The organism is Actinomadura verrucosospora, assembly GCF_039540335.1.
GTDB lineage: Bacteria > Actinomycetota > Actinomycetes > Streptosporangiales > Streptosporangiaceae > Spirillospora > Spirillospora verrucosospora.
Genome location: NZ_BAABEV010000015.1, coordinates 101,845 through 121,523 on the forward strand (window position 1 = coordinate 101,845; position 19,679 = coordinate 121,523).

The window sequence follows — 19,679 nt, forward strand, 5'->3', positions numbered from 1 at the left end:
TCACCTGCGGGAGGTCGGGTGTTCGAACGGCGCACATGGTCCATACGGGTGCGGATGACCGTTATTGCCGGGACGGTCACCGCCGTGATCTGCGCCATCGTGACGACGCTGATCCTCGTGGAGGCGCGGGGATCGGAGACCGACTCCGCCCGCGGCGAGGCGACCGCGGCCGCGCTCCGGCTGTCGTACGCGTTGCGGCGCGAGCCCGTGGAGGGGCGGATCGACGGGGTGCCGGGCGTCCTGCTGCAGGTCATGGACGAGAGGCGGACGGTGATCGCGGGGTCGCCGGGCCGGGCGCTGGCCCGCCGGCCGCTCGCCCGCTTCGTCCCGTCGCAGGAGCGCGTCTACACCTCGCGGAAGGTGTGCTCGCCGGTGCGGCGGCACCGGTGCCTGTGGGTGATCGGCTTCCGCGTCTTCAAGCCCGGCGGCGACTGGCTGATCTACGCCGCCGTCCCGATCGTCCCCTGGTACGTGAGCCCCGGCCTGATCATGTTCCTGGCCAGCGTCTCGCTGCTGGTGATCCTGCTGGGCTGCCTGCGCGCCTGGGCGACGGTGGACCAGACCCTCGCGCCGGTGGAGGCGATCCGGGCCGAGCTGGCGGAGATCACCGCGCACCGGTCGGGCCGCCGGGTGACGGTGCCGGAGGGCCGGGACGAGATCAGGCGGCTCGCGGAGGCCGCGAACGCGACCCTGGACCGGCTGGACAGCGCCCTCGAACGGCAGCGCAGCTTCACCTCCGACGCGTCCCACGACCTGCGCAGCCCCATCGCGGCCGCGCGCACCCAGATCGAGGAGGCGCTGCTGTTCCCCGACGACGTCGACTGGCCGCGGACGGCGCGCGGCGTCCTGCAGAGCCTGGAGCGGCTCCAGGCGATCGTGACGGACCTGCTGCAGCTCGCCCGGCTGGACGCCGCCGCCTGGCAGGAGGTCGAGACGATCGACCTCGGCGCGCTGGTCACCATCGAGGTGGCGAGGTCGGAGCGGACGAAGCGGATCGTCCCGCACCTCCAGGAGGGCGTGACGGTGCGCGGGGACCGGCTCCGGCTCGTCCGCCTGCTGACGAACCTGCTGGACAACGCCGAGCGGCACGCCGAGTCGCGCGTCGACATCACGGTGGCGCGGGAGGACGGCACGGCCGTGCTGGAGGTCGTCGACGACGGCGCGGGCGTCGCCGAGAAGGACCGGGACCTCGTGTTCCAGCGCTTCGCCCGCCTGGAGGACAGCAAGGCCCGCGACCCCGGGGGCACCGGTCTCGGCCTGCCGATCGCCCGGGAGATCGCGCAGTTGCACGGCGGCACCCTCACCATCGAGGACAGCGAGCGCGGCGCCCGGTTCGTCCTGCGGTTACCGCGCAACCACGACGGGAGGCCGGCCGGCTAGCGGGGGGCGGGAAGCGGAGAACCCCGCGGCGCGGTGCGCGCGGGGTCGTGGCGGGCCGGGGCGGCCCGTGCGGGGGACGGGCCGGCGGGCGGCAGGTCAGGCCGCCGGATGGGCGGCCAGGCCGCGCAGGTGGATCCAGCCTTCGAGGTGCGACTCCTTCACCCGGCAGGTGATCCGCTCGTACTCGGCGGCGGTCACGTGGCCGGGGCTCGGGACGATCACGGAGTCGTAGACGAAGCGGGACGCGATGACGCCGAGGTCGGCGCCGGTCGCGGCGAGCCGGTCCTTGAGCGGGCCGGCGTCGAGGAGCCGGGCCGTCGTGATGATGGACGAGCCGGACACGCCGGGCGGGTCGGGCATCACGGGGCCGACGTTCACGGCGACCCTGAGCTGGACGCGGACGGCCCCGGTCGCGCGGTGGTTGTGGCGGCGCAGCCGCCGGCCGAGCGAGACCAGCATGGGGTCGATCACGGTGGCCGTCGGGACCTGCGGCGGGATGACGATGAGCGCGCCGTCGCCGCGGTCCTCGACGTGGCAGGCGTCCCAGGGGACGCCCGACTCCTCGAACGCCTCGCGGAGGGCCCGGTACATGGCGCGGCGCACGCCGATCCGGTCGGCGTCGTTGCGGTCGGGCGAGCTGAACCCGGCCACGTCGGTGTACACGATGGTGCAGTTCTGGCCGGCCCAGGACGGGGCGCCGACATCCGGGAGGACCATGGGCTGCGTCGGCCGTTCCCAGGACGTCTCGACGGCGGCCTCCAGGACCGGCTGGACGGAGCGGGCGGGCGGCAGCGAGTTGGCGGGCGGCAGGGAGTTCCCGGGCAGGGAGTTGGCGGGGACGGTGCGGCACGGGACGGTCGGGGCCGCCCCGGACGCGGCGCCCGCGCCGTTGATCGCGGCTGCGGGCTCCACGACGCAGGTCGCGCCGCCCGCCCGCGGGTCGGGCGCGGCGTAGGGGGCCGTCACCACGAACGGCCCGGCCATCGCGTACGGGTAGTTCGGGACCACCGGCATCTGCGCCACGGCGTACGGCTGCGGCGCCCCGTACTGCGCCGCGGGTCCGTACGGGTGGGCCGCGCCGCCGGGGTGGTGGGCCCGCCGCGGCGGCCGGCCCGGGCCCTGCTCGGTCATCCGGTCGTACATCTCGCGTTCGAGGACGGCGACCACGTGCGGGTGGTCGCTCAGGTAGGCGACGAACTCCTGCGTGGTCAGGCACAGGACGTGGAGCGCGTCCATGGCGACGACGGTCGCCGAGCGGCGGCGCAGCAGGAGGGCGGCGCGCTCGCCGATGATGTCGCCGGGCCCGCGGAAGGCGACGAAGCGCTCGCGGCCGTCCCGCTCCACGGAGATCCGCACCGAGCCGGACTTGATCACGAGGGTGTGGTCGGCGTCCTGGCCCTCGGTCCACAGGACGGCGCCGACCGGGTGGACGACCTCCCGCGCCTGCGCCAGGAACGCGGCGCGCTCGGCGGTGGTGAGCCCGTGCCAGAACCCGGGCCGCCGGACGGTCTCGGCCCGCCGCTGGACGGTCCGCTGCCGCGGGACGAGCTCGTTGGGGACAAGCTCGTCGGGGACGAGCTTGTCCGGGTCGTGGTGGCGGGCGTGCTCGTTCATCGGCTCACCCGCCCGACGCCCGGCCGGGCGGGCGGCGACGAGCCCGCCGGACTCGTGGGGTGGACGGCGGAGGTGGGGGACGGTACGTGCTGTCTGGACATGTCAGGGACCCCATGCCTCGAATCGCGGCTCCGGAATCCGCGCGGGCGCCGGGTAGGTCCGGTATGGCCCGCGGGTGACCGGAGTCACATCACCTATGGTCCGCACCGCGTGGTCGCGGTTAGACTAGATGAGTCCGCAGAGACGTTTTGGCAGGTCAGCGCGGATCTTTCTGCGTCTTCGCAGAGGATGGGCGCGGTCGGCCGATCGTCTCGTGCGGCCCCGGGAGTCGCTCTCCGCTCTCCCTCCGATCGTCGTGGCTGCCAAACCGTTGATCGGCGGGAAGCGGCGGGCGACTCTGTTGCCTTCGCTGGCAGTGCCTTCTCGTGTTCCTCGCCCGGTGCCGCCCTCAGGCGTCGCCGGAGTCTCCTGTCCCCTTGCGGCCTCCCCGTGTGGCGCGTTCGGCCCTCTTCGTCGTACCCCGCTCGCGGCCGGCCCGTCTCCGCCTGCGGTCGGTCCCGGCCCGGCTGCGCCGTTCCCCGCCGGGACCTCACCCTGTGTTCAACCTCATCCGCGCTCGGATGCGGCATCCCGTCTTGTTGCATGACGTCGTCTGCTAATCTGCTATGTAGCACATTACAACAGAGTCCGACGGTATGCAGCACTCTGGAAGCTACCGACGCGAGTTTTGGGCGATATGGCGGGGTCTGGTGGGCGGAGCGAAGATCAGATGTCTGGGACATGTAGCGTCGTGTCGGGGAGTGGGATGCCAGGTCCCCGATTGCCATGTAGCATCCAGTTGGGTGGCATGCACTACTCAGAGTGAGCGAACCAATGGTCAGTGACCAGGGCCCCGTAGTCCAGAGTGCGCTGCTGCGCACCGAGCTCGTCCGCCTGCGCAAAGAGAAGAAGCTGACGCAGGAGCAGGTGGCGCGGCAGCTGGAGTGGTCTCCGTCCAAGCTCATCCGGGTGGAGGGCGGCAAGAACGCCATCACCCGCACCGATCTGCAGGCATTGCTCGCGGTTTACGACGTCACCTCGGAGGGGCGCCAGGAGCGGTTGCAGGCGCTCGCCCGCGGCGCGCGGGAACCCGCCTGGTGGAACGCCTACCGCGGAGATCTGGACCCGAGCTTCCTCTCCTATGTCGGGTACTCCGCCGGCGCCGCGTTCATCCGGCAGTTCCACGGGACCGTCATCCCGGGGCTGATCCAGACGGCCGAGTACGCCGAGGTGCTGTCCACCGGCAAGATCTCCGAGCAGGCGCGGGTGCTGGCGGCGAAGTTGCGCATCCAGCGCCAGCAGGAGTTCGCCAAGCGGCAGAACCCGCCGCGCCAGCACTACATCATCGACGAGGCCGTCATCCGCCGGCACGTCGGCATCAAGAGCGACCCGGCGATCATGCCCGCCCAGCTCAACCACATCGCGGACGCGTGCGAGCGCGACGACCTGCTCACCGTGCGGATCATCCCGTTCAAGGCGGGCGCGCACCTCGGGCTCGACGGGCCGTTCAGCCTCCTGGAGTTCGACGGCGACCTCGACGACGTCCTCTGGCTGGAGGCGCGGCCGGGCGCCAGCGTGATGATCACCGGCGAGGACGAACGGATCACCGAGTACCGCGACACCTTCGAGCTCCTGCTGGAGCAGGCGCTGTCGGCGGACGAGTCGATCGCGCTGCTGCGGCAGGCCGCCGAAGACCTCATGGCCTGATTCCCCGACCGCAACCCGAACCACGCGACGGAGGTGACAGCCGCATCGGACACCGACAAGGCGAGTGGCCGTCATAACACGCAGGGTGATCTTGTGTTCCCTTGTAGGCGGGATAACTAGAACCGTTTACACTCGTGATCGGGAAATTTTCCACAAGGTCGTGGTTTGTCGTGCCCTGCTGGCGCTCGCCTGGCGGGTGTTCTTGTCCGATCGGTTGGCGAGACGGCACCCGCCGGCAATGGATGGAGGGTTGCTGGATGGTGTACCGGTCGGATCGGGGAGCGGCGGTGAGCTGGCGGAAGAGCAGCGCCAGCGGCGGCGGTCAGGAATGCGTCGAGGTGGCGGCGGCCGGCCCCGCCGTGCTGGTCCGAGATTCGCGAGACACCTCCGCAGGCTTCCTCACGCTCCACCCCGCCCAGTGGAAAGCCCTCCTGGCCGCCATCCGGAACGGAGAGCTCGAAGGGCGCTGAGTCACACGACTCGTTTTCTGCCTCTTGAATTGTCGATTAGTGCGGTTTCTGTTGGTATTTAAGGGCGATTTCTGACAACGAGCGGAGCGCTTGCGCCGGACCGGCCCGGACCCTGAGTGGACCCTGAAACCACCCTGAATCGCCCCTGATCACCCTGTTCCGGTGCGGGGGACCGCCCTAACTTGATCGTCAGCGGTCCCCGGTCACGGCCGGGCCGGGGACCGTCGCCCGCCTCCGAGGACGCGGGCCTCTGACGTCCCCCACCGGAAGGACCTTCATGCTGCGCGGAAACAGGCTCGCCCTCCTGGGCGCGGCCGCGGCAGGAGCCGTGGCGCTGACCGGCGTCGCGGCGCCCGCCACCGCCTCGCCCGCCTCGCCCGCGCCGGCCGCGCCGCGCTCGCCGTCGGCCCCCGACTGGCGCGCCTGCGGCGACGACGGCAAGGCCGAGTGCGCGACCCTGCGCCTGCCGATCGACTGGTCCCGGCCGGACGGCCCCGCGTTCGGCCTCGCCATCGCGCGCCGGAAGGCCCTCGACCCGGACGCGCGCGTCGGCACGCTCGTGTTCGGTCCCGGCGGTCCCGGCGACTCCGGCGTCCAGCGCGTCACCAGGCTCGCGGGCGGGATCGACCGGTTCAGCGACGAACTGCGCCGGCGCTTCGACATCGTCAGCTTCGACCCGCGCGGCATCGGCGCCAGCCATCCGGTGACGTGCTCGGCCGACCTGCTCCGGGCCGCCCCCTCTCCGGTCATCGAAAACGCGGCGCAGTTCCGGGCGACCCTCGACCACAACGCGCGCCTGCGTGCCGACTGCCGCGCCCGCACCGGCCCGCTGTACGACCACGCCGACACGCTCAGCACCGTCCGGGACGTGGACGCGATCCGCGCCGCCCTGGGCGAGCCGAAGCTGACCTTCCACGGCAGCTCCTACGGCACGCTGCTGGGCGAGATGTACGCCGAGACGTTCCCGCGGCGCGTCCGGGCGATGGTGCTGGAGAGCGTGGACGACCACAGCGTCCCCGACGCCCGGCGCTTCCTGACGTCCGAACTGGCCGCCGCCCAAGACTCCTTCGACCAGTTCGTCGCCTGGTGCGAGCGCAGCCAGGACTGCGCCCTGCACGGCAAGGACGTCCGGGCCGTCTGGCGTGACCTGCGCGCCCGCGCCGCCCGCGGGGAACTGCCCGACCCCTCGTCCCCGGGCGCCGCGCTGCCGGAGTTCGGCCTCGTGCTGATGGCCTACAAGAGCTTCTACGGCCCCGACTGGGCGGAACTGGCGTCGAAGCTGGCCGCGCTGGACGCGGCCCCGCCCCTCAGGGCCGGTTCCCGTCCGGCGGCCGCGCCGAAGGCGGAGGAGACCGCCACCGACCCCTTCACCGCGCAGTTCTGCTCCGACTGGAGCCTGCCCGTCCGCGACTACGGCGAGTACGCGAGGCTCATGCGGCGCACGGAGAAGGTCGCCCCCGACATGACGTTCGCGCGTCCCGTCATGGCGATCTCCGCCTGCCTCGGCTGGCCGCAGCCCGTCCGCAACCCTCAGCACCGCCTGCGCGTCCGCGGCAGCGCGCCGATCCTGCTGGCCAACGCCGTCCACGACCCCGCCACGCCCTACTCCTGGGCCCAGAACGTCGCGCGGCAGCTCGGCCCCGCAGGACGCCTGCTCACCTACGCGGGCGCGGGCCACGGCAGCTACGGCCGCGGCCCCTGCATGCAGAACACGATCGACGCCTACCTGACCACCCTCACCCTCCCCCCGCCCGGCACCACCTGCCCGGCGCAGTAGAGGCCGGGATCAGGCGAAGGCGGTGGCGTGCGCCTCGGCCCATCGGCGGAAGGGCCGGGGCGGGACGCTACAGGGTGATGTCCTCGGGGAGGAGGGTGGCGAGTTGTTCGGTGGTGAGTTCGATCCCGTTGTTGGCGAGTTGTTCGGTGCGGCGGGCGTGCGCGGTGATGGCCGACCGGACGAGTTTGTCGACTTCGCGGCCGTTTCCTTCGCGGAACCGGTCCCGGTGGGTGTTCAGGTAGACGGTGAGTGCTTGGCGGGTGGGTTCGGGGACGCGGTAGTCGGCGCCTTCGGCCTTCTTGACGAAGATGGAGGCGAGGCCGTCGACGGGGTAGGGCTGGAAGGTCAGCGTGCGCGCGAACCGGGACGCCAGGCCGGGGTTGGTGGCCAGGAACCCTTCCATTTCGTTGGTGTATCCGGCGGCGATCACGATGACCTCGTCGCGGTGGTCCTCCATCAGCTTGACCAGCGTGTCGATGGCCTCCTGCCCGAAGTCGTGGCCTGATCCTCCCGGGCGGGACAGGGTGTACGCCTCGTCGATGAACAGGACCCCGCCGCGGGCGCGCTGGAACACCTCGGTGGTCTTTTGGGCGGTGTGCCCCACGTACTGCCCGACCAGGTCGACGCGTGCCGCCTCCACCACCTGGCCTTGGGCAAGGACGCCCAGAGCGGTGAGGAGTTCTCCGTACAGGCGTGCGACGGTCGTCTTGCCCGTGCCCGGCGGACCCGCGAAGATCAGATGCCCGGTGAACGGTTCGGCCTCCAGTCCAGCGGCGCGGCGTCGCCGCGCCGAGGCCAGCAGGTCGAGCAGGTCCTTGATCTCCCGCTTGACCTCCTCCAGGCCGGTCATCGCCGCCAACCGGGCGAGGACATCGGTCACCTGACCGGCGTCGCGCGCTTCGCCGAACCGGGCGGCCAGACCTGTGTCGACGTCGAGATCTTCGGCGACGAGCAGGCTCAACTCCTCACCTGAGGGGAGTTCGGGCAGGTCGGCGAGGCGTTGCGCCTGGCGTTCGACCGCGGCCTCGAACACCTGCCGTGCCGCTCGCCCGTTCCCGAAGGTCGCGTCGCGGCGCTGCCCCGCGAAGTGCGCCAGGATCGCCGCGCGCGCGTCGTCGGCCAGCCGGTACCCGTCCCTGGTCGCGTGCGATTCGGCGATCTGGACGAGTTCGGCGGGGCTGTAGTTCTCGAACTCCACCGTGCGGGAGAACCGCGACTTCAGCCCTGGGTTGGCGGCCAGGAAGTCGCGCATCTCCGCCGAGTATCCGGCGGCGATCACCACGACCTCGTCGCGGTGGTCCTCCATCAGCTTGACCAGGGTGTCGATGGCCTCCTGCCCGAAATCGGTCCCCGTCGCCTTACGCGACAGCGTGTAGGCCTCATCGATGAACAACACCCCGCCCAGCGCCCGCTGGAACACCTCCGACGTCTGCAACGCCGTCCCGCCGACGTTCTCCGACACCAGATCGGCCCGGCTGACCTCCACCACCTGGCCCTTCTCCACCACACCCAGCGCCGCGAGAATCCCGCCGTAAAGCCGCGCAACCGTCGTCTTGCCCGTCCCCGGCGGACCCGCGAACACCATGTGCCGACCGATCGCCGGACCGGGCGGCAAGCCCGCAAGCCGCCGCTGCTCGGCCACCTTCTGAAGATTCGTCACCTTCCGGATCTCACGCTTCACCCCCGCCAGACCCACCATCGCCTCCAACCGGCCCAACAGCACGTCGGCGGACGGCCCGCCGGCTCCTTCTCCGGTCGTCGGCGCGGTCGCGGGTTCCTGCTTCGGCTGGGGCTCGTCGGCCACCGCCGGCTCGACGACCTGCGCGGTCGTCGTGCCGTTCGCGTTCGGGTCGAGCCTGTCCGGCTTCTGGTTGCGCTCGCTGGTGAGGCCGCTCACGTCCAGGTGCGCGCCCCGGTCGGCGACCACGCCCGCGCCGCGGGTGTCCACCACCGTGCAGTCGCGGAGGGTGAGCCGGCCGCCCGAGTCCACGCTCACGCCGGCGAGCCCGCTGCCGCTGATCGTCATCCCGTCCAGTACGGCGCGCGCGCCGGAGCCGAGCCCCGCGCCGACCTTCCCCGCGCCGGTGATCCGGCCCCGGACGACCGTGACGTCCGCGTGCGCGACGAACGACAGGCCGTTGGTGCTCGCCCCCGTGACCTCGCAGTCCTCCAGCAGCGCGACGCCCTTCTCGACGACCACGCCGGTCCGCCGCGGCGACTCCATCTTGATCCGCCGCGCGGTGAGCGAGCCGCCGGTCGCCACCCACAGCCCGTCCAGGTGCGGGTCCTCGATCAGGCAGTCCTCCGCGACCGCCTTGCCCTTCTCCAGGACGATCAGGGACGACCCGCGCGAGCCGTGGAACGCGCAGTTGCGGACCGCCGCGTCCGCGTGGTCGTCCACCCGGATCCCGGCGCCCTCCGGCCCGCTGATCGTGCACTGCTCGATCAGCGGGCGCGACCCCTCGGTCACCCAGATGCCGTGCCCGCCCGCCTCGTTGACCTGGCACGACCGCAGGGTCACCGTGCTGCCGCTGCGGATCGCCACCGCGTTGCCCTCGGTCCCGCTGACGCTGGTGCTCTCCATGACCCCGGACGCGGCGGCGTACACGACCGCGCCGTCCAGCACCCGGCACCCCATCAGCGCCATCTGCGCGCCGCTGGCCGCGCGCACGGCCACGTCGGAGCGGGTCATGAACTCGCAGTGCTCCGCCAGGACGCTGCCTTCCGCGGCGTCCAGCGCGAGGCCGTCGTCGCTCCAGTTGCGGACGGTCAGCCCCTGGAGGGTCACCCTTCCGGTGACCTCGACCGTCGCGTTCGTGGCGCCGTCCAGCGTGACCGAGCCCGGGCCGCCCACGGCCGTCATGACGAAATCGTCGGGACAGTGGAACCCGGTGTTGGGATAGGCCCCCGGCTCGATCAGGATGTGCCGTCCGGCGCCGTACGGCAGCGGCGCCTGCAACGCCTCCAGCACTGTCCGATACGCCCGGGGGGAGGAGTGTGACACGACCAGACGCTGCAACGGGCCTCCTCACGAATCACCGTTCATGGTGCCATGAGGCGATCCGTGCTCGCCTCGCTCAGCGGACCCCGCGCGGACGGAACTGGACGCTGATCCGGGGGCCCGTCACGCGGGCGCTCTTCGGGATCGCGTGCTCCCACGTCCGCTGGCAGCTCCCGCCCATGACGATGAGGTCGCCGTGGCCCAGGTCGCGGCGGATCGCCGGCCCGCCGCCGCGCGGACGGAGCAGCAGGCTCCTCGGGGTGCCGACCGACAGGATCGCCACCATCGTGTCGTGCGTGGCGCCGCGCCCGATGGTGTCGCCGTGCCAGGCCACGCTGTCGCGCCCGTCGCGGTAGAGGCAGAGACCGGCCGTCCGGAACGGCTCGCCGAGTTCCCCGGCGTAATGCTCGTCGAGCGCCGCCTTCGCCTCGTCCAGGACGGGATCGGGCAGTTCCGCGTTCTCGTCGTAGAACGCCAGGAGGCGCGGGACGTCCACCACCCTGTCGTACATGCGCCGCCGCTCGGCCCGCCACGGGACGGACGTGAGCAACCGCTCGAACAGCGCGTCGGCGTTGGGGATCCATCCGGGCAGGACGTCGACCCAGGCGCCGTGCTCCAGCGGCGTCCGCCGCACGGCGTCCAGAGACCGCGGACCGCTCTCGTCCGTGCTGTCCAGCAACGACCCTTGGAACATTCCTCCACTGTACCCGTCCTGGTCAAACACATGTTCGATCAGCGGCGGAAGATCACCGCCAGGACGCGCAGGGAGAGGACCGAGCAGATGACCAGGCCGCAGTAGCCGAAGAACTGGAAGAGGGTCACGCTGCGGGTCATCGCGGGGCCGTCGCGCAGGCCCAGCAGCATCACCGCCATCACGCCGGCGGTCGACGCCAGGATGGTGAGCAGCACCTGCTGGAGGAGGCCGGTGACCGTGCGGCGGTCGGACTCGTCGGAGAACAGGCGGACGTTCACGCTCAGGCGGCCCGCCTCCGCCGCGGCGGTGATGCGGTCCAGACGGCGGGGGAGGCGGCGCAGCATCGGCAGCAGGCTGAGCAGTTCGTCGTTCGCGGCCTCGCGCAGCGAGCCGGGCCGGAGCCGTTCCCGCAGGTAGGACTCGCCGAACGTGTGGGCCTCGGTGACGATCGCGAACCCGGGGGCGAGCTCGCTCAGACCGCCCTCCAGCGTCGCGAGCGCCCGGAAGACCGCCGCGATCTCGGCCGGGACCGCGAGGTCGAACCGTGCGACCAGCCGGAACAGGTCGGTGAACATGGCCATGTCCGGGCTGGTCCCCGGGCCGAGGTGGCGGGCCATGAAGGCGCCGAGCGCGCGGGCGAGGGCCTGCTCGTCCAGCTCGTCCGGACGGGCCACGACCTCCAGGAACGCGTCCGTCACCGCGACCGCGTCGCCCCGGTTCAGGGCGATGAGCATGCGCTGGAGGCAGCCGCGCAGCTCGGTGTCGAGCCGTCCGACCGAGCCGAAGTCGATCAGGCCGAGGCGGCCGTCGTCGAGCAGCAGGATGTTGCCGGGGTGCGGGTCGGCGTGGAAGACGCCGTCCAGGACGATCTGGCGCAGCACCGTGTCGAGGAGGGTGCGCGCGAGGGCGGTCCGGTCGAGCCCGGCGGAGTCGACGCGCGGGCCGGCCTTGCTGAGCGCGACCCCGTCCAGGCGCTGCATGACGAGGACGCGGCCCGTGCAGAAATCGTCGTGGGGACGGGGGACGACGACGTCGCCGCTGCGGGCGGTCGCCGCGACCGAGGCCATGTTGCGGGCCTCGACGCGGAAGTCGAGTTCCTCGCGCAGCGCGGTCGCGAAGCCGTCCGCGAGGTCGACGACGCCGAACGACCTGGCCCATCCGGCGCGCTCGTGGAGCGTCCGGGCGAGGCGTCCGACGATGTCGAGGTCGCGTTCGACCACCGCGCGGACGCCCGGCCGCTGGATCTTGACGACGACCTCCTCGCCGGACCGGAGCGTGGCCCGGTGCACCTGCGCGATGGACGCGGCGGCGAGCGGGGTCCGGTCGAAGGAGGCGAAGACGTCGCGCGTGTCGCCGAGCTCCTCGTGGAGGACGCGTTCGATCTGCGGCCACGGGACCGGTGTGGCGCAGTCCTGCAGCCGCCCCAGTTCCCGGACGAACTCCGGCGGCAGCACGTCCCGCCGGGTCGACAGGACCTGGCCGAGCTTGACGAACACGACGCCGCCCTGTTCGAGGGCGTGCGTGAACGAGCGCGCGGTGCGGGCGCTCGGGCGCGCGCGTCCGCGCAGGTACGGACCGAGGCCGTGGCGCAGGAAGATGAACGAGATGCGCCGGTACCGGCGGGTCCGCGCGATCCGCGACCGGACGGCGCCGAACCAGTGGAGCGGCGACGGCACCGTCCCGGTCGGGACGAACGCCTCCCACAGGACCAGGATCGTCATCGAGACGAGGAGCGCGCACGCGAAGCCGAGGCAGGCGAGCCAGGTCAGGGCCGCGGGCTCCCGGTCCGCGCGCAGGTCGCCGATCAGCGCGCTGATGATCGGGCTGGCGACCGCCTGCCCGACCGCGCCCGCCACGAGCGTCCGGAACAGGGGGAACCGGGTGTCGAGCAGGCTCCTCGCCCCGTACGCCATGACCCAGGTGTTGATCGCCGTTCCGATGAGGAACGCGATGATCGTCGCTGAACTGTCCATTCCCGCCGCCCGCCGGATCGTCTTCCACGTCACGGGGGACGCTAGTGAGCGCGGGGGCGGCGCCCCTCCCGCCGGAGGGGGAGCCGCTCGTCCCGACGGGGGATCAGAGCTCGTCGAGCAGGTCCCTGAGGAAGGTCGTGGTGCGGGCGGGGCGGGCGGCGCGGATGCCCAGCAGATCGATGATCTTCTGGTAGCGGACGGCCTCCTGGCCCTCCGGGTAGCGGGCGCCGGTCAGCTGCTCCAGGTAGACCACGTCGTCCAGGTCGTACTCGGCGAACCGCACGATGGTGATCGGGCCGCCCAGCGCCAGGTGCCCGCCCGCCGCGAACGGCAGGACCTGCACCTTCACGTTGGGCATGCCCTCCGACACCGCGATCAGGTGCTCGATCTGGCCGCGCATCGTCCGCGGCCCGCCGATCGGCCTCCGCAGCGCCGCCTCGTCGATCACCGCCCAGAGCGTGGTCGCGCCGGTCGGACGGTGCAGGATCTCCTGCCGCCGCATCCGGAGGGACAGGCGCCGTTCGAGGCCCCCGTAGGCCGCGTCATGGTGCTCCAGGCCGATGACGGCCCGCGCGTAGTCGCGCGTTTGGAGAAGGCCGGGAACGTATTGCACCTCGTAAGTGCGAATCGTCGCCGCCGACTGTTCCAGGCCGAGATACTGCTCGAACCAGCTCGGCACGATATCGCCGTAGCCCTGCCACCAGCCGGGCTTCCTGGCCTCCCGGACGAGTTGCACGAAGCCATTCCGCTCGTCCTCGTCCTCGACGCCGTAGAGGGTGAGCAGGTCGAGCACGTCGCGGATCTTGAAGCCGTGCCGTCCGAGCTCCAGCCTGCTCATCTTGGACGCCGAGCCGCGGATCGCCTCGCCCGCCTCCACCCGGCTGAGACCGCGCTCCTCGCGCATCCGCCGTAACCGCGCCCCGAGCTGCATGCGCAGCGCGGTGGGACTCGCCAGCCGATTGTCAAGCACCAGGTCTCCAGCGTTCCGTACGTTGGTCCGGCAACACTCTCGGAGGGTCTCACAGGCAATCGTGAACGCGCAGGAGACCTCTCGACAGAGATACGTATCCGGCGCAGCCGCTTTACCAATCACGCCATTGTGTTGAGCGCGGGCCGGAGCGTTCCAGAAGGGGTCACCGGCGCGGGACGAGCAGGTCCAGATCGGCGCGGGTGACCCGGGCGTCCCCGGCGATCCGGTCACGATCCGTGCCGGCGCCCTCCACGACCTCCAGCGCGCGGGTCAGCATCGTCGGCTGCTCCAGCGGGCGGGCCGGGCCGGGCTCCTGGCGCCGCCAGCCGCGCGAGCTCAGCGTGCTCATCGCGTCGCGGTACACCGGCTCCTTCATGATCCCGAGCGTGCGGGCCCGGTAGAGCAGCGCCGCCATGCTGACGCCCCAGGACGCCTTCAGCCGCGCGAGCCGGTCCCAGTCGGGGCCCGCGGGCAGGTCGCCGGCGATGTCGGCCTCCGGCATGAGGAACTCCGCCGCGAACCGGTGCGCCTGGTCCTCGACGATCTTCTCGCCGGGCTCGGCGTCGGCGTGCATCACCAGGTGGCCCAGCTCGTGGGCCGCGTCGAACCGGTTGCGCCAGTAGTCGCCCTTGGCCGGGTTGAAGAACACCATCGGCCTCGGGTGGACGCCGACGCTGAACGCGTCCACGCGCTCGGCCGCCCGCGGCAGCACGAGGACGATCACGCCGTGGGACTCCAGCAGCCGGACGACGTGCGGCACCGGCCCGGCCCGCTCGACCAGCGCCTTCCTGGTCAGCCTGGCGGCCTCGGCGGGCCCCGGGCCGGCGATCTCCTCCGGCGAGACCGGGTACTCGGGAAGGTCGACCTCGGGAAGGTCGACGAGCCTTTCGAGGACGGCGACGACGTCGGTGGCGATCCGCCCGTAGGCGAGCGCCTGGTCGCGCTCGATCTGCGTCGTCGACCGGAGCGACCGGAAGTGGGCCCCGTCCATGGAGACCGGGCTGCGGCCGCTCTGGAAGAACTCGACGGGCACGCCCAGCGCGATCGCCAGCCGCCGCACCGTCGTCTCCTCGGGCCTCTGCACGCCCGCCTCGTACTGCCCGATCGCCTTCGGCGTCGTCCCCACGGCCTGCGCGAGCTGGTTCTTGCGCAGGCCCCTGAGCCGCCGGGCGAGCGTCAGCCGCTCGCAGTCGAACAGCACCCCGCGCCACCTTCTGCTAGGCCGTCTTCGTCTCCCCGCGGAGCCGCATCGGGACGTCCTCTTCCCGGTCGTCCCACAGCGGCATCGTCCGCTCGACGAGCTTACGACGTGGATCGGCCCCGATGGTGTCGTCCAGGGGCCTGACCCAGTGCCAGGCGGTGCCGCCGTCGGCGTTCCACCGGGGGCGGCCCAGGAAGAGCTCCATCTCCAGCGGCGCCTCGGTGGCGCTGTGCGCGAGCACCAGCGTCACGACCCCGGGCGTGTCGCGCGGCCCGACGCCCAGCGGGAGGGCGAGCTGCGGGTCCTCGACGTAGGTCTGCCGCGCCACGGCCTGCTTGGTGGGGCTGTCGCGGTCCCACCGGATGCCCCTGACGTTCCCGAACTCGTGCCGCTTGAGCAGCACGCGGTACGGCCCGTACCGCCAGCCGGGCGAGCCGTTCAGATCGTCGCGGACGACCTGCGGCTCGGCCTCGAAGACCCGGTCGATCTGCGACGCCAGCGCGTCGAAGGCGCCGACCCCGTACGTCCGCTCCGTGAACCCGGCCGCCCGGCTCAGCCCGCCGAAGACGGCCAGCGTCGCCTCGCGGTGGGCCTCCCGCAGGGCGTGCAGGAAGCCCGCCGCCAAGAGCTCGTCCCAAGCGTCCCTGTCCTCAGCCACGTCTCGACCATAGCCAGGGGCGCCGACATTACGAGCAGCCCTCGAACTCGGGGACCTCGCGGACGAGCGTGAGCCCGCTCCTGCCGAACCACTTGTCCAGCAGGCGGCCCGCCGTCCCGTCCTGGTACATCGTCGTGATGGCCCGGTTCACCGCCTCGCAGCCGTCCGCGTCGTCCTTGCGCATCCCGACCCCGTACCGCTCGTCGGTGAAAGGGGCGTTGACGATCCTCAGGTCCGGGGCCGCGAACCCGGCGAGCACCAGGTCGCCGGTGGAGATGGCGTCCACGGCCCCGGACCGCAGCTTCGCCACGCAGTCGCTGTAGGACGAGCCCGGGACGAGCCGGGCGGGGATGCTCAGACCGACCACCACCCGCTCGGTCGAGACCGAGCCGCTGGCCTGGCACATCCTCCGCCCGGCCAGATCGCGCACGCTGCGGACGCGGGTCTCGCCCCGCCGGACCATGACGTCCTGGTGGGCGACGTAGTAGGGGCCGCCGAAGGCGACGAGCCTGGCCCGGTCCGGCGTGATCGAGTAGGACGCGAGCACCAGGTCGACGGCGCGCCGGTTCAGCAGCCGCTCCCGGTCGTCGGACCTGACCTCGCGGAACGTCACCCGGGACGCCCCGAGGCGGCGGGCGATGTCGGCGCCCACGTCGACCTCGAACCCCTGGAACACCCCGTTTTTCCTCAGCCCGAGCCCGGGCTGGTCCGCCTTGACCCCGATCACGATGACGTCCTGGCGGTGGATCGAGGCCCTGGCGGTCGCGCATCCCACGAGCGCGAGTGCGAGAGTCAGAAGCACGAGAATGGCGCGCACGGACCATGACTAGCGACAGGAAAAGGCCGCCGGATGAACGCGGGACGACCGTGCAATGCCGGCGGATGAACCTGTGGCGGCCAGACCCGGGCGCCGATTGCGAAGAAGTGGCCGGCAGCGCGCAGAAGTCGCCGACAGCCCGACGGCCGCCGAGGCGGTGTGCCTTCGGCGGCCATCGGGCCTGCTCGCGGAATTCAGCCGCGGACTCTGTGCGTCCCCGGCGCCAGGCGCCCGGCGGCGCCTCGCTCACTGCGGAGGGCGACGACGCCCATCATCAGGAGCCAGTAGCTGAGGATGGCGCCCAGCGAAGCGGTGGTGCCCCAGCCGTTGGCGGCGTAGAAGAACGCCGGCTCGTTGCCGAAGAAGAGCGAGGGGATGAAGGCGATGTTGATCGCGGCCAGCACGTAGGCGGACATGCCGGTCCAGCCCGGCAGCGCGCCGGTCTTCCGCACCGCGTATCCCAGCGCGACCAGGAAGAACGCCAGCAGCATGCGCCCGATGGACCCGTACAGGATGTACGTCCCGCTGACGGAGATGGTCGGGTCGATCGGACGGTCCGCGGCGATGACGGCTCCGCCCTCCAGCCCGCTGGAGACGAGGGTGACGACGACGTAGGCGATCCCGGCGGCGAAGGCGAAGTTCCCCGCCCATTCGTAACGCGGGTCGACGCTCTTCACCAGTTCCCGGAAACCCGTCACGAAGAGGAGCAGGAATCCGAGGGCCAGGATCTGCAGGAGGAGGCGGGACAGGACGTTGGAGTCCGGCGGCGAGCCCGAGTAGACGAAGTACAGCGGGACCCCGACGATGAGGGCGGCGGCGGAGGCGAGGCCGGTCCATCCGGTGAAGCGCCGGGCGAGAACTGTGTCCACGAGACTGCCTTTCTCAGGGGCGAGGAGGAATCTGCATCTGCGGAACACTTTGCCGGGCGCGCCACGGCCTGTCCGTGGGCGTGCCTCCCGCTTCGCGGTAGAGCTATGCCTACCTTCCGGGCGCCCGTTTCACTTCGCCTCGCGGCGCGCCCGTTTCATTTGGCCGGGCGACGCCGCCGCTCCCGGCTGCTCTTCACGGGCGCGGCCTTTCCGTCGGCGACGAGGCGCTCGTGCTGCTGCCATCCCTGGAGCCACTTCCACCCGGATCCGAGCGCCGCGGTCGACGCGGCCACCATGAACGTGGTCACCTGCGTCTCGTCGAGGTGGGCTCCGGGCACGAGCTGCGCCACGGCACCGGCGAGCCACCCCGCCGCCACGGCGAACACGGGCGTGAACAACGCGACGCCGCGCCCGAGCCAGGACGCCTCCCCTTCCGGCGTCTCGGCGATCTCAGCCGTTTCGGACGGGACGTTCTCAAGCGAGCCGTCGACCACAGGACCACTCTCCAGGACAGGCGCTTCCATCTCGACGGCCTCAGAGTGCCGCGCCCGAAGTGCTCCCGTCCCCGGAATTCGCCAACCGTCCCCGAAAACCGTCGATAACCGGCATAGCGGCTCAGAGGGACAGGTACTCGTGGATCGAGCGGACGGCCGTGGCGCCCTCGCCCACCGCCGAGGCGACCCGCTTGATCGAGCCCTTGCGCACGTCTCCCGCGGCGAAGACCCCGGGCATGCTCGTCTCCAGCGGCATCGGGTCCCGGTCGAGGGCCCGGCGCGGCGGGGCCCCGTCGTCGATCTCGCGGCCCGTGAGCAGGTAGCCCTGCTCGTCGCAGGCGATGCCGTCCGGGAGCCACCGCGTGTGCGGCTCGCCGCCGATCATGATGAAGAGCGCGGCGGCCGGGACGTGCTCGGTGGCGCCCGCCGCCCGGTCGGCGAGCGTGAGGGACCGCAGACGGTCGCCTCCGCCGCATCCGGTCACCTCGGTCCGCCGGCGGACGACGATGTTCGGCGTCGACTCGATGGCGCGCAGCAGGTAGGTCGACGCCGACTTCGCCAGGCCGTCGCCCCGGACGACGAGCGTGACCGTGCGGGCGTGCTTGGCCAGGTGCAGCGCGCCCTGGCACGCCGAGTTCCCGGCGCCGACGATGAAGACGTCCTGGCCCCGCATCGCGCGGCTCTCGCCCACGGCCATGCCGTAGAACACGCCGGAGCCGACGAGGGCCTCCAGGCCGGGGACGCCGAGCCGCCGCCAGTCGACGCCCGTGGCGATCAGCACCGCGCGTGCGCTGACCTCGGAGCCGTCCGCCATGCGGACCACCCGCCGGTCGCCGCGGCTCTCCAGGCCGACGACCTGCTGGGCGAAGACGATGTGCGCGCCCATCAGCCACGCCTGCTCGCAGGTGCGCTCCATCAGGTAGCCCCCGGCGATGCCGTGCGGGAACCCGGGGTAGTTCCTGATCATCGGGCTGGTCCCGGCCTGGCCGCCCGAGAAGGCCCGTTCCAGCAGCACGGTGTCGAGCCCCTCGGACGCCGCGTACACGGCCGCCGTGAGCCCGGCCGACCCGGCGCCGACGATGGCGACGTCGCAGACCTCCAGGTCGTTCTCGACGCTGACGCCCATCGCGCACGCGAGGTCGGAGACCTGCGGGTCCACGTACGCCCGGCCGTCGTAGCGGACCACCACCGGCAGCCGCGACGCGTCGGCGCCGGCCTCCTCCAGCAGCCGCCGCCCGGTCTCCCCGCCGGGCGGGTGGACGACGAAGGGCAGGTTGAAGCGCGCCATCACGTCGCGCAGCCGCAGCATCCGGGGGTCGTCCATCTCGGCGACGACGCGGAACAGCTCGAACGCCGGTTCCTGCTCCTCCGTCCACGAGGACAGGAACTCGCTCACCGCCCGGTGCATCGTCTCGTCGTTCGTCCACGGCCGGACGAGGTGGTAGTCGGCGGACCCGAGCGCGATCGCCTGGACGGCCGGACTGGTCGAGGTGTAGTCGCGGTCCACCATCAGCACGCGCCTGGCGTTCGGATACAGCTCGTGCGCCGGCGGAAGGACGTCGGCGCAGGCGTCGTCCACCATCAGCAGCGCGACGGGTTCCCCGGCCCGCGCCATCTCCCGCAGCGCGTCGCACCCCTCGCCGGGCGAACTCGCGCCCTTCACGGTGAACGCCTCGCCCAGCCGTCGCGTGAGGTCGGCGAGGAGGACCCGCCGCGAGCCCGCGTCGTGATCTACCACGAGTATGACCGGTGCCATCACCTCTACCAGCGTAATCCCGGCCGGCGGGCCGGAACGGCGACCGCGGACGGCCGATCTTCTCAAGAGCGCGGAGGCGTTTCCACGGCCGCCATCGCGCGCTTCCCTTGCCGGGCACCGGAATCCGGGCGCGGCGGAGTTGGTGGATCTCGCATGTCCCCTTGGCCTCGGCGCGGCGGGCACCGATCAGCCGATGCCGACCTTTTGCCGGATCTTTGGTCCGGCCGGAGCGGCGCACCTCCTTCCGCGGGCCCGGCCC

Annotated in this window: 15 protein-coding genes; 4 read left to right on the forward strand and 11 right to left on the reverse strand. The window is 72.1% G+C overall.

Annotation, left to right across the window (positions count from 1 at the left end):
• Positions 1-54: 54 nt before the first annotated feature.
• Entirely contained in the window at positions 55-1,380 is a 1,326-nt protein-coding gene (locus ABD944_RS18505; RefSeq protein ID WP_345178083.1) for a sensor histidine kinase, read from the forward strand.
• A gap of 96 nt (positions 1,381-1,476) precedes the next feature.
• On the opposite strand, the gene ABD944_RS18510 is transcribed toward ABD944_RS18505, so the two are convergent.
• Positions 1,477-2,994, reverse strand: coding sequence for a Crp/Fnr family transcriptional regulator (locus ABD944_RS18510; protein ID WP_345178085.1), 1,518 nt, complete (start codon positions 2,992-2,994; stop codon positions 1,477-1,479).
• 873 nt (positions 2,995-3,867) lie between these two features.
• On the opposite strand from ABD944_RS18510, the gene ABD944_RS18515 reads away from it, so the two are divergent.
• From ABD944_RS18515 to ABD944_RS18525, 3 genes are all read left to right on the forward strand, one after another.
• Positions 3,868-4,740, forward strand: a complete 873-nt coding sequence (locus ABD944_RS18515) for a helix-turn-helix domain-containing protein (RefSeq protein WP_345178086.1) — start codon at positions 3,868-3,870, stop codon at positions 4,738-4,740.
• Between the two features lie 287 nt (positions 4,741-5,027).
• Complete coding sequence (locus tag ABD944_RS18520) at positions 5,028-5,210, forward strand: DUF397 domain-containing protein (RefSeq protein WP_345178088.1); 183 nt, start codon at positions 5,028-5,030, stop codon at positions 5,208-5,210.
• 277 nt (positions 5,211-5,487) lie between these two features.
• Positions 5,488-6,987: an alpha/beta hydrolase gene (locus ABD944_RS18525; protein WP_345178089.1), complete on the forward strand. Its 1,500-nt coding sequence runs from the start codon at positions 5,488-5,490 to the stop codon at positions 6,985-6,987.
• 67 nt (positions 6,988-7,054) lie between these two features.
• Here the strand turns inward: ABD944_RS18525 and ABD944_RS18530 are convergent, their stop codons facing one another.
• From ABD944_RS18530 to ABD944_RS18575, 10 genes are all read right to left on the reverse strand, one after another.
• The gene (locus ABD944_RS18530; RefSeq protein WP_345178091.1) at positions 7,055-9,991 is read right to left on the reverse strand and encodes an AAA family ATPase; all 2,937 of its coding nucleotides are present in this window, start codon (positions 9,989-9,991) and stop codon (positions 7,055-7,057) included.
• Positions 9,992-10,064: 73 nt separating this feature from the next.
• Positions 10,065-10,682 carry an alpha-ketoglutarate-dependent dioxygenase AlkB gene (locus tag ABD944_RS18535; RefSeq protein WP_345178092.1) on the reverse strand — a complete coding sequence of 206 codons (618 nt, stop codon included), beginning with the start codon at positions 10,680-10,682 and terminating at the stop codon, positions 10,065-10,067.
• 38 nt (positions 10,683-10,720) lie between these two features.
• Entirely contained in the window at positions 10,721-12,655 is a 1,935-nt protein-coding gene (locus tag ABD944_RS18540; protein ID WP_345178094.1) for an ABC1 kinase family protein, read from the reverse strand.
• A gap of 103 nt (positions 12,656-12,758) precedes the next feature.
• Positions 12,759-13,625 (reverse strand): helix-turn-helix domain-containing protein, encoded by an 867-nt coding sequence (locus ABD944_RS18545; RefSeq protein WP_345178096.1) that lies wholly within the window; start codon positions 13,623-13,625, stop codon positions 12,759-12,761.
• 163 nt (positions 13,626-13,788) lie between these two features.
• Complete coding sequence (locus ABD944_RS18550; RefSeq protein WP_345178097.1) at positions 13,789-14,826, reverse strand: XRE family transcriptional regulator; 1,038 nt, start codon at positions 14,824-14,826, stop codon at positions 13,789-13,791.
• Positions 14,827-14,842: 16 nt separating this feature from the next.
• Positions 14,843-15,484 (reverse strand): hypothetical protein, encoded by a 642-nt coding sequence (locus tag ABD944_RS18555; RefSeq protein ID WP_345178098.1) that lies wholly within the window; start codon positions 15,482-15,484, stop codon positions 14,843-14,845.
• A gap of 28 nt (positions 15,485-15,512) precedes the next feature.
• Positions 15,513-16,301 (reverse strand): glutamate ABC transporter substrate-binding protein, encoded by a 789-nt coding sequence (locus ABD944_RS18560; RefSeq protein WP_345178099.1) that lies wholly within the window; start codon positions 16,299-16,301, stop codon positions 15,513-15,515.
• 194 nt (positions 16,302-16,495) lie between these two features.
• Positions 16,496-17,170, reverse strand: coding sequence for a hypothetical protein (locus ABD944_RS18565; RefSeq protein ID WP_345178100.1), 675 nt, complete (start codon positions 17,168-17,170; stop codon positions 16,496-16,498).
• A gap of 155 nt (positions 17,171-17,325) precedes the next feature.
• On the reverse strand, positions 17,326-17,664 hold the full coding sequence (locus ABD944_RS18570) for a hypothetical protein (RefSeq protein ID WP_345178103.1): 339 nt from the start codon (positions 17,662-17,664) through the stop codon (positions 17,326-17,328).
• A gap of 121 nt (positions 17,665-17,785) precedes the next feature.
• Positions 17,786-19,420 carry an NAD(P)/FAD-dependent oxidoreductase gene (locus ABD944_RS18575; RefSeq protein WP_345178107.1) on the reverse strand — a complete coding sequence of 545 codons (1,635 nt, stop codon included), beginning with the start codon at positions 19,418-19,420 and terminating at the stop codon, positions 17,786-17,788.
• Positions 19,421-19,679: the final 259 nt, after the last annotated feature.

Excerpts from the sequence above, each read along its gene's own strand:
- ABD944_RS18525 (WP_345178089.1), top strand. The coding sequence starts at position 5,488 with ATGCTGCGCGGAAACAGGCTCGCCCTCCTGGGCGCGGCCGCGGCAGGA.
- ABD944_RS18540 (WP_345178094.1), bottom strand. The coding sequence starts at position 12,655 with ATGGACAGTTCAGCGACGATCATCGCGTTCCTCATCGGAACGGCGATC.
- ABD944_RS18575 (WP_345178107.1), bottom strand. The coding sequence starts at position 19,420 with ATGGCACCGGTCATACTCGTGGTAGATCACGACGCGGGCTCGCGGCGG.
- ABD944_RS18505 (WP_345178083.1), top strand. The coding sequence starts at position 55 with ATGACCGTTATTGCCGGGACGGTCACCGCCGTGATCTGCGCCATCGTG.
- ABD944_RS18535 (WP_345178092.1), bottom strand. The coding sequence starts at position 10,682 with ATGTTCCAAGGGTCGTTGCTGGACAGCACGGACGAGAGCGGTCCGCGG.
- ABD944_RS18510 (WP_345178085.1), bottom strand. The coding sequence starts at position 2,994 with ATGAACGAGCACGCCCGCCACCACGACCCGGACAAGCTCGTCCCCGAC.
- ABD944_RS18515 (WP_345178086.1), top strand. The coding sequence starts at position 3,868 with ATGGTCAGTGACCAGGGCCCCGTAGTCCAGAGTGCGCTGCTGCGCACC.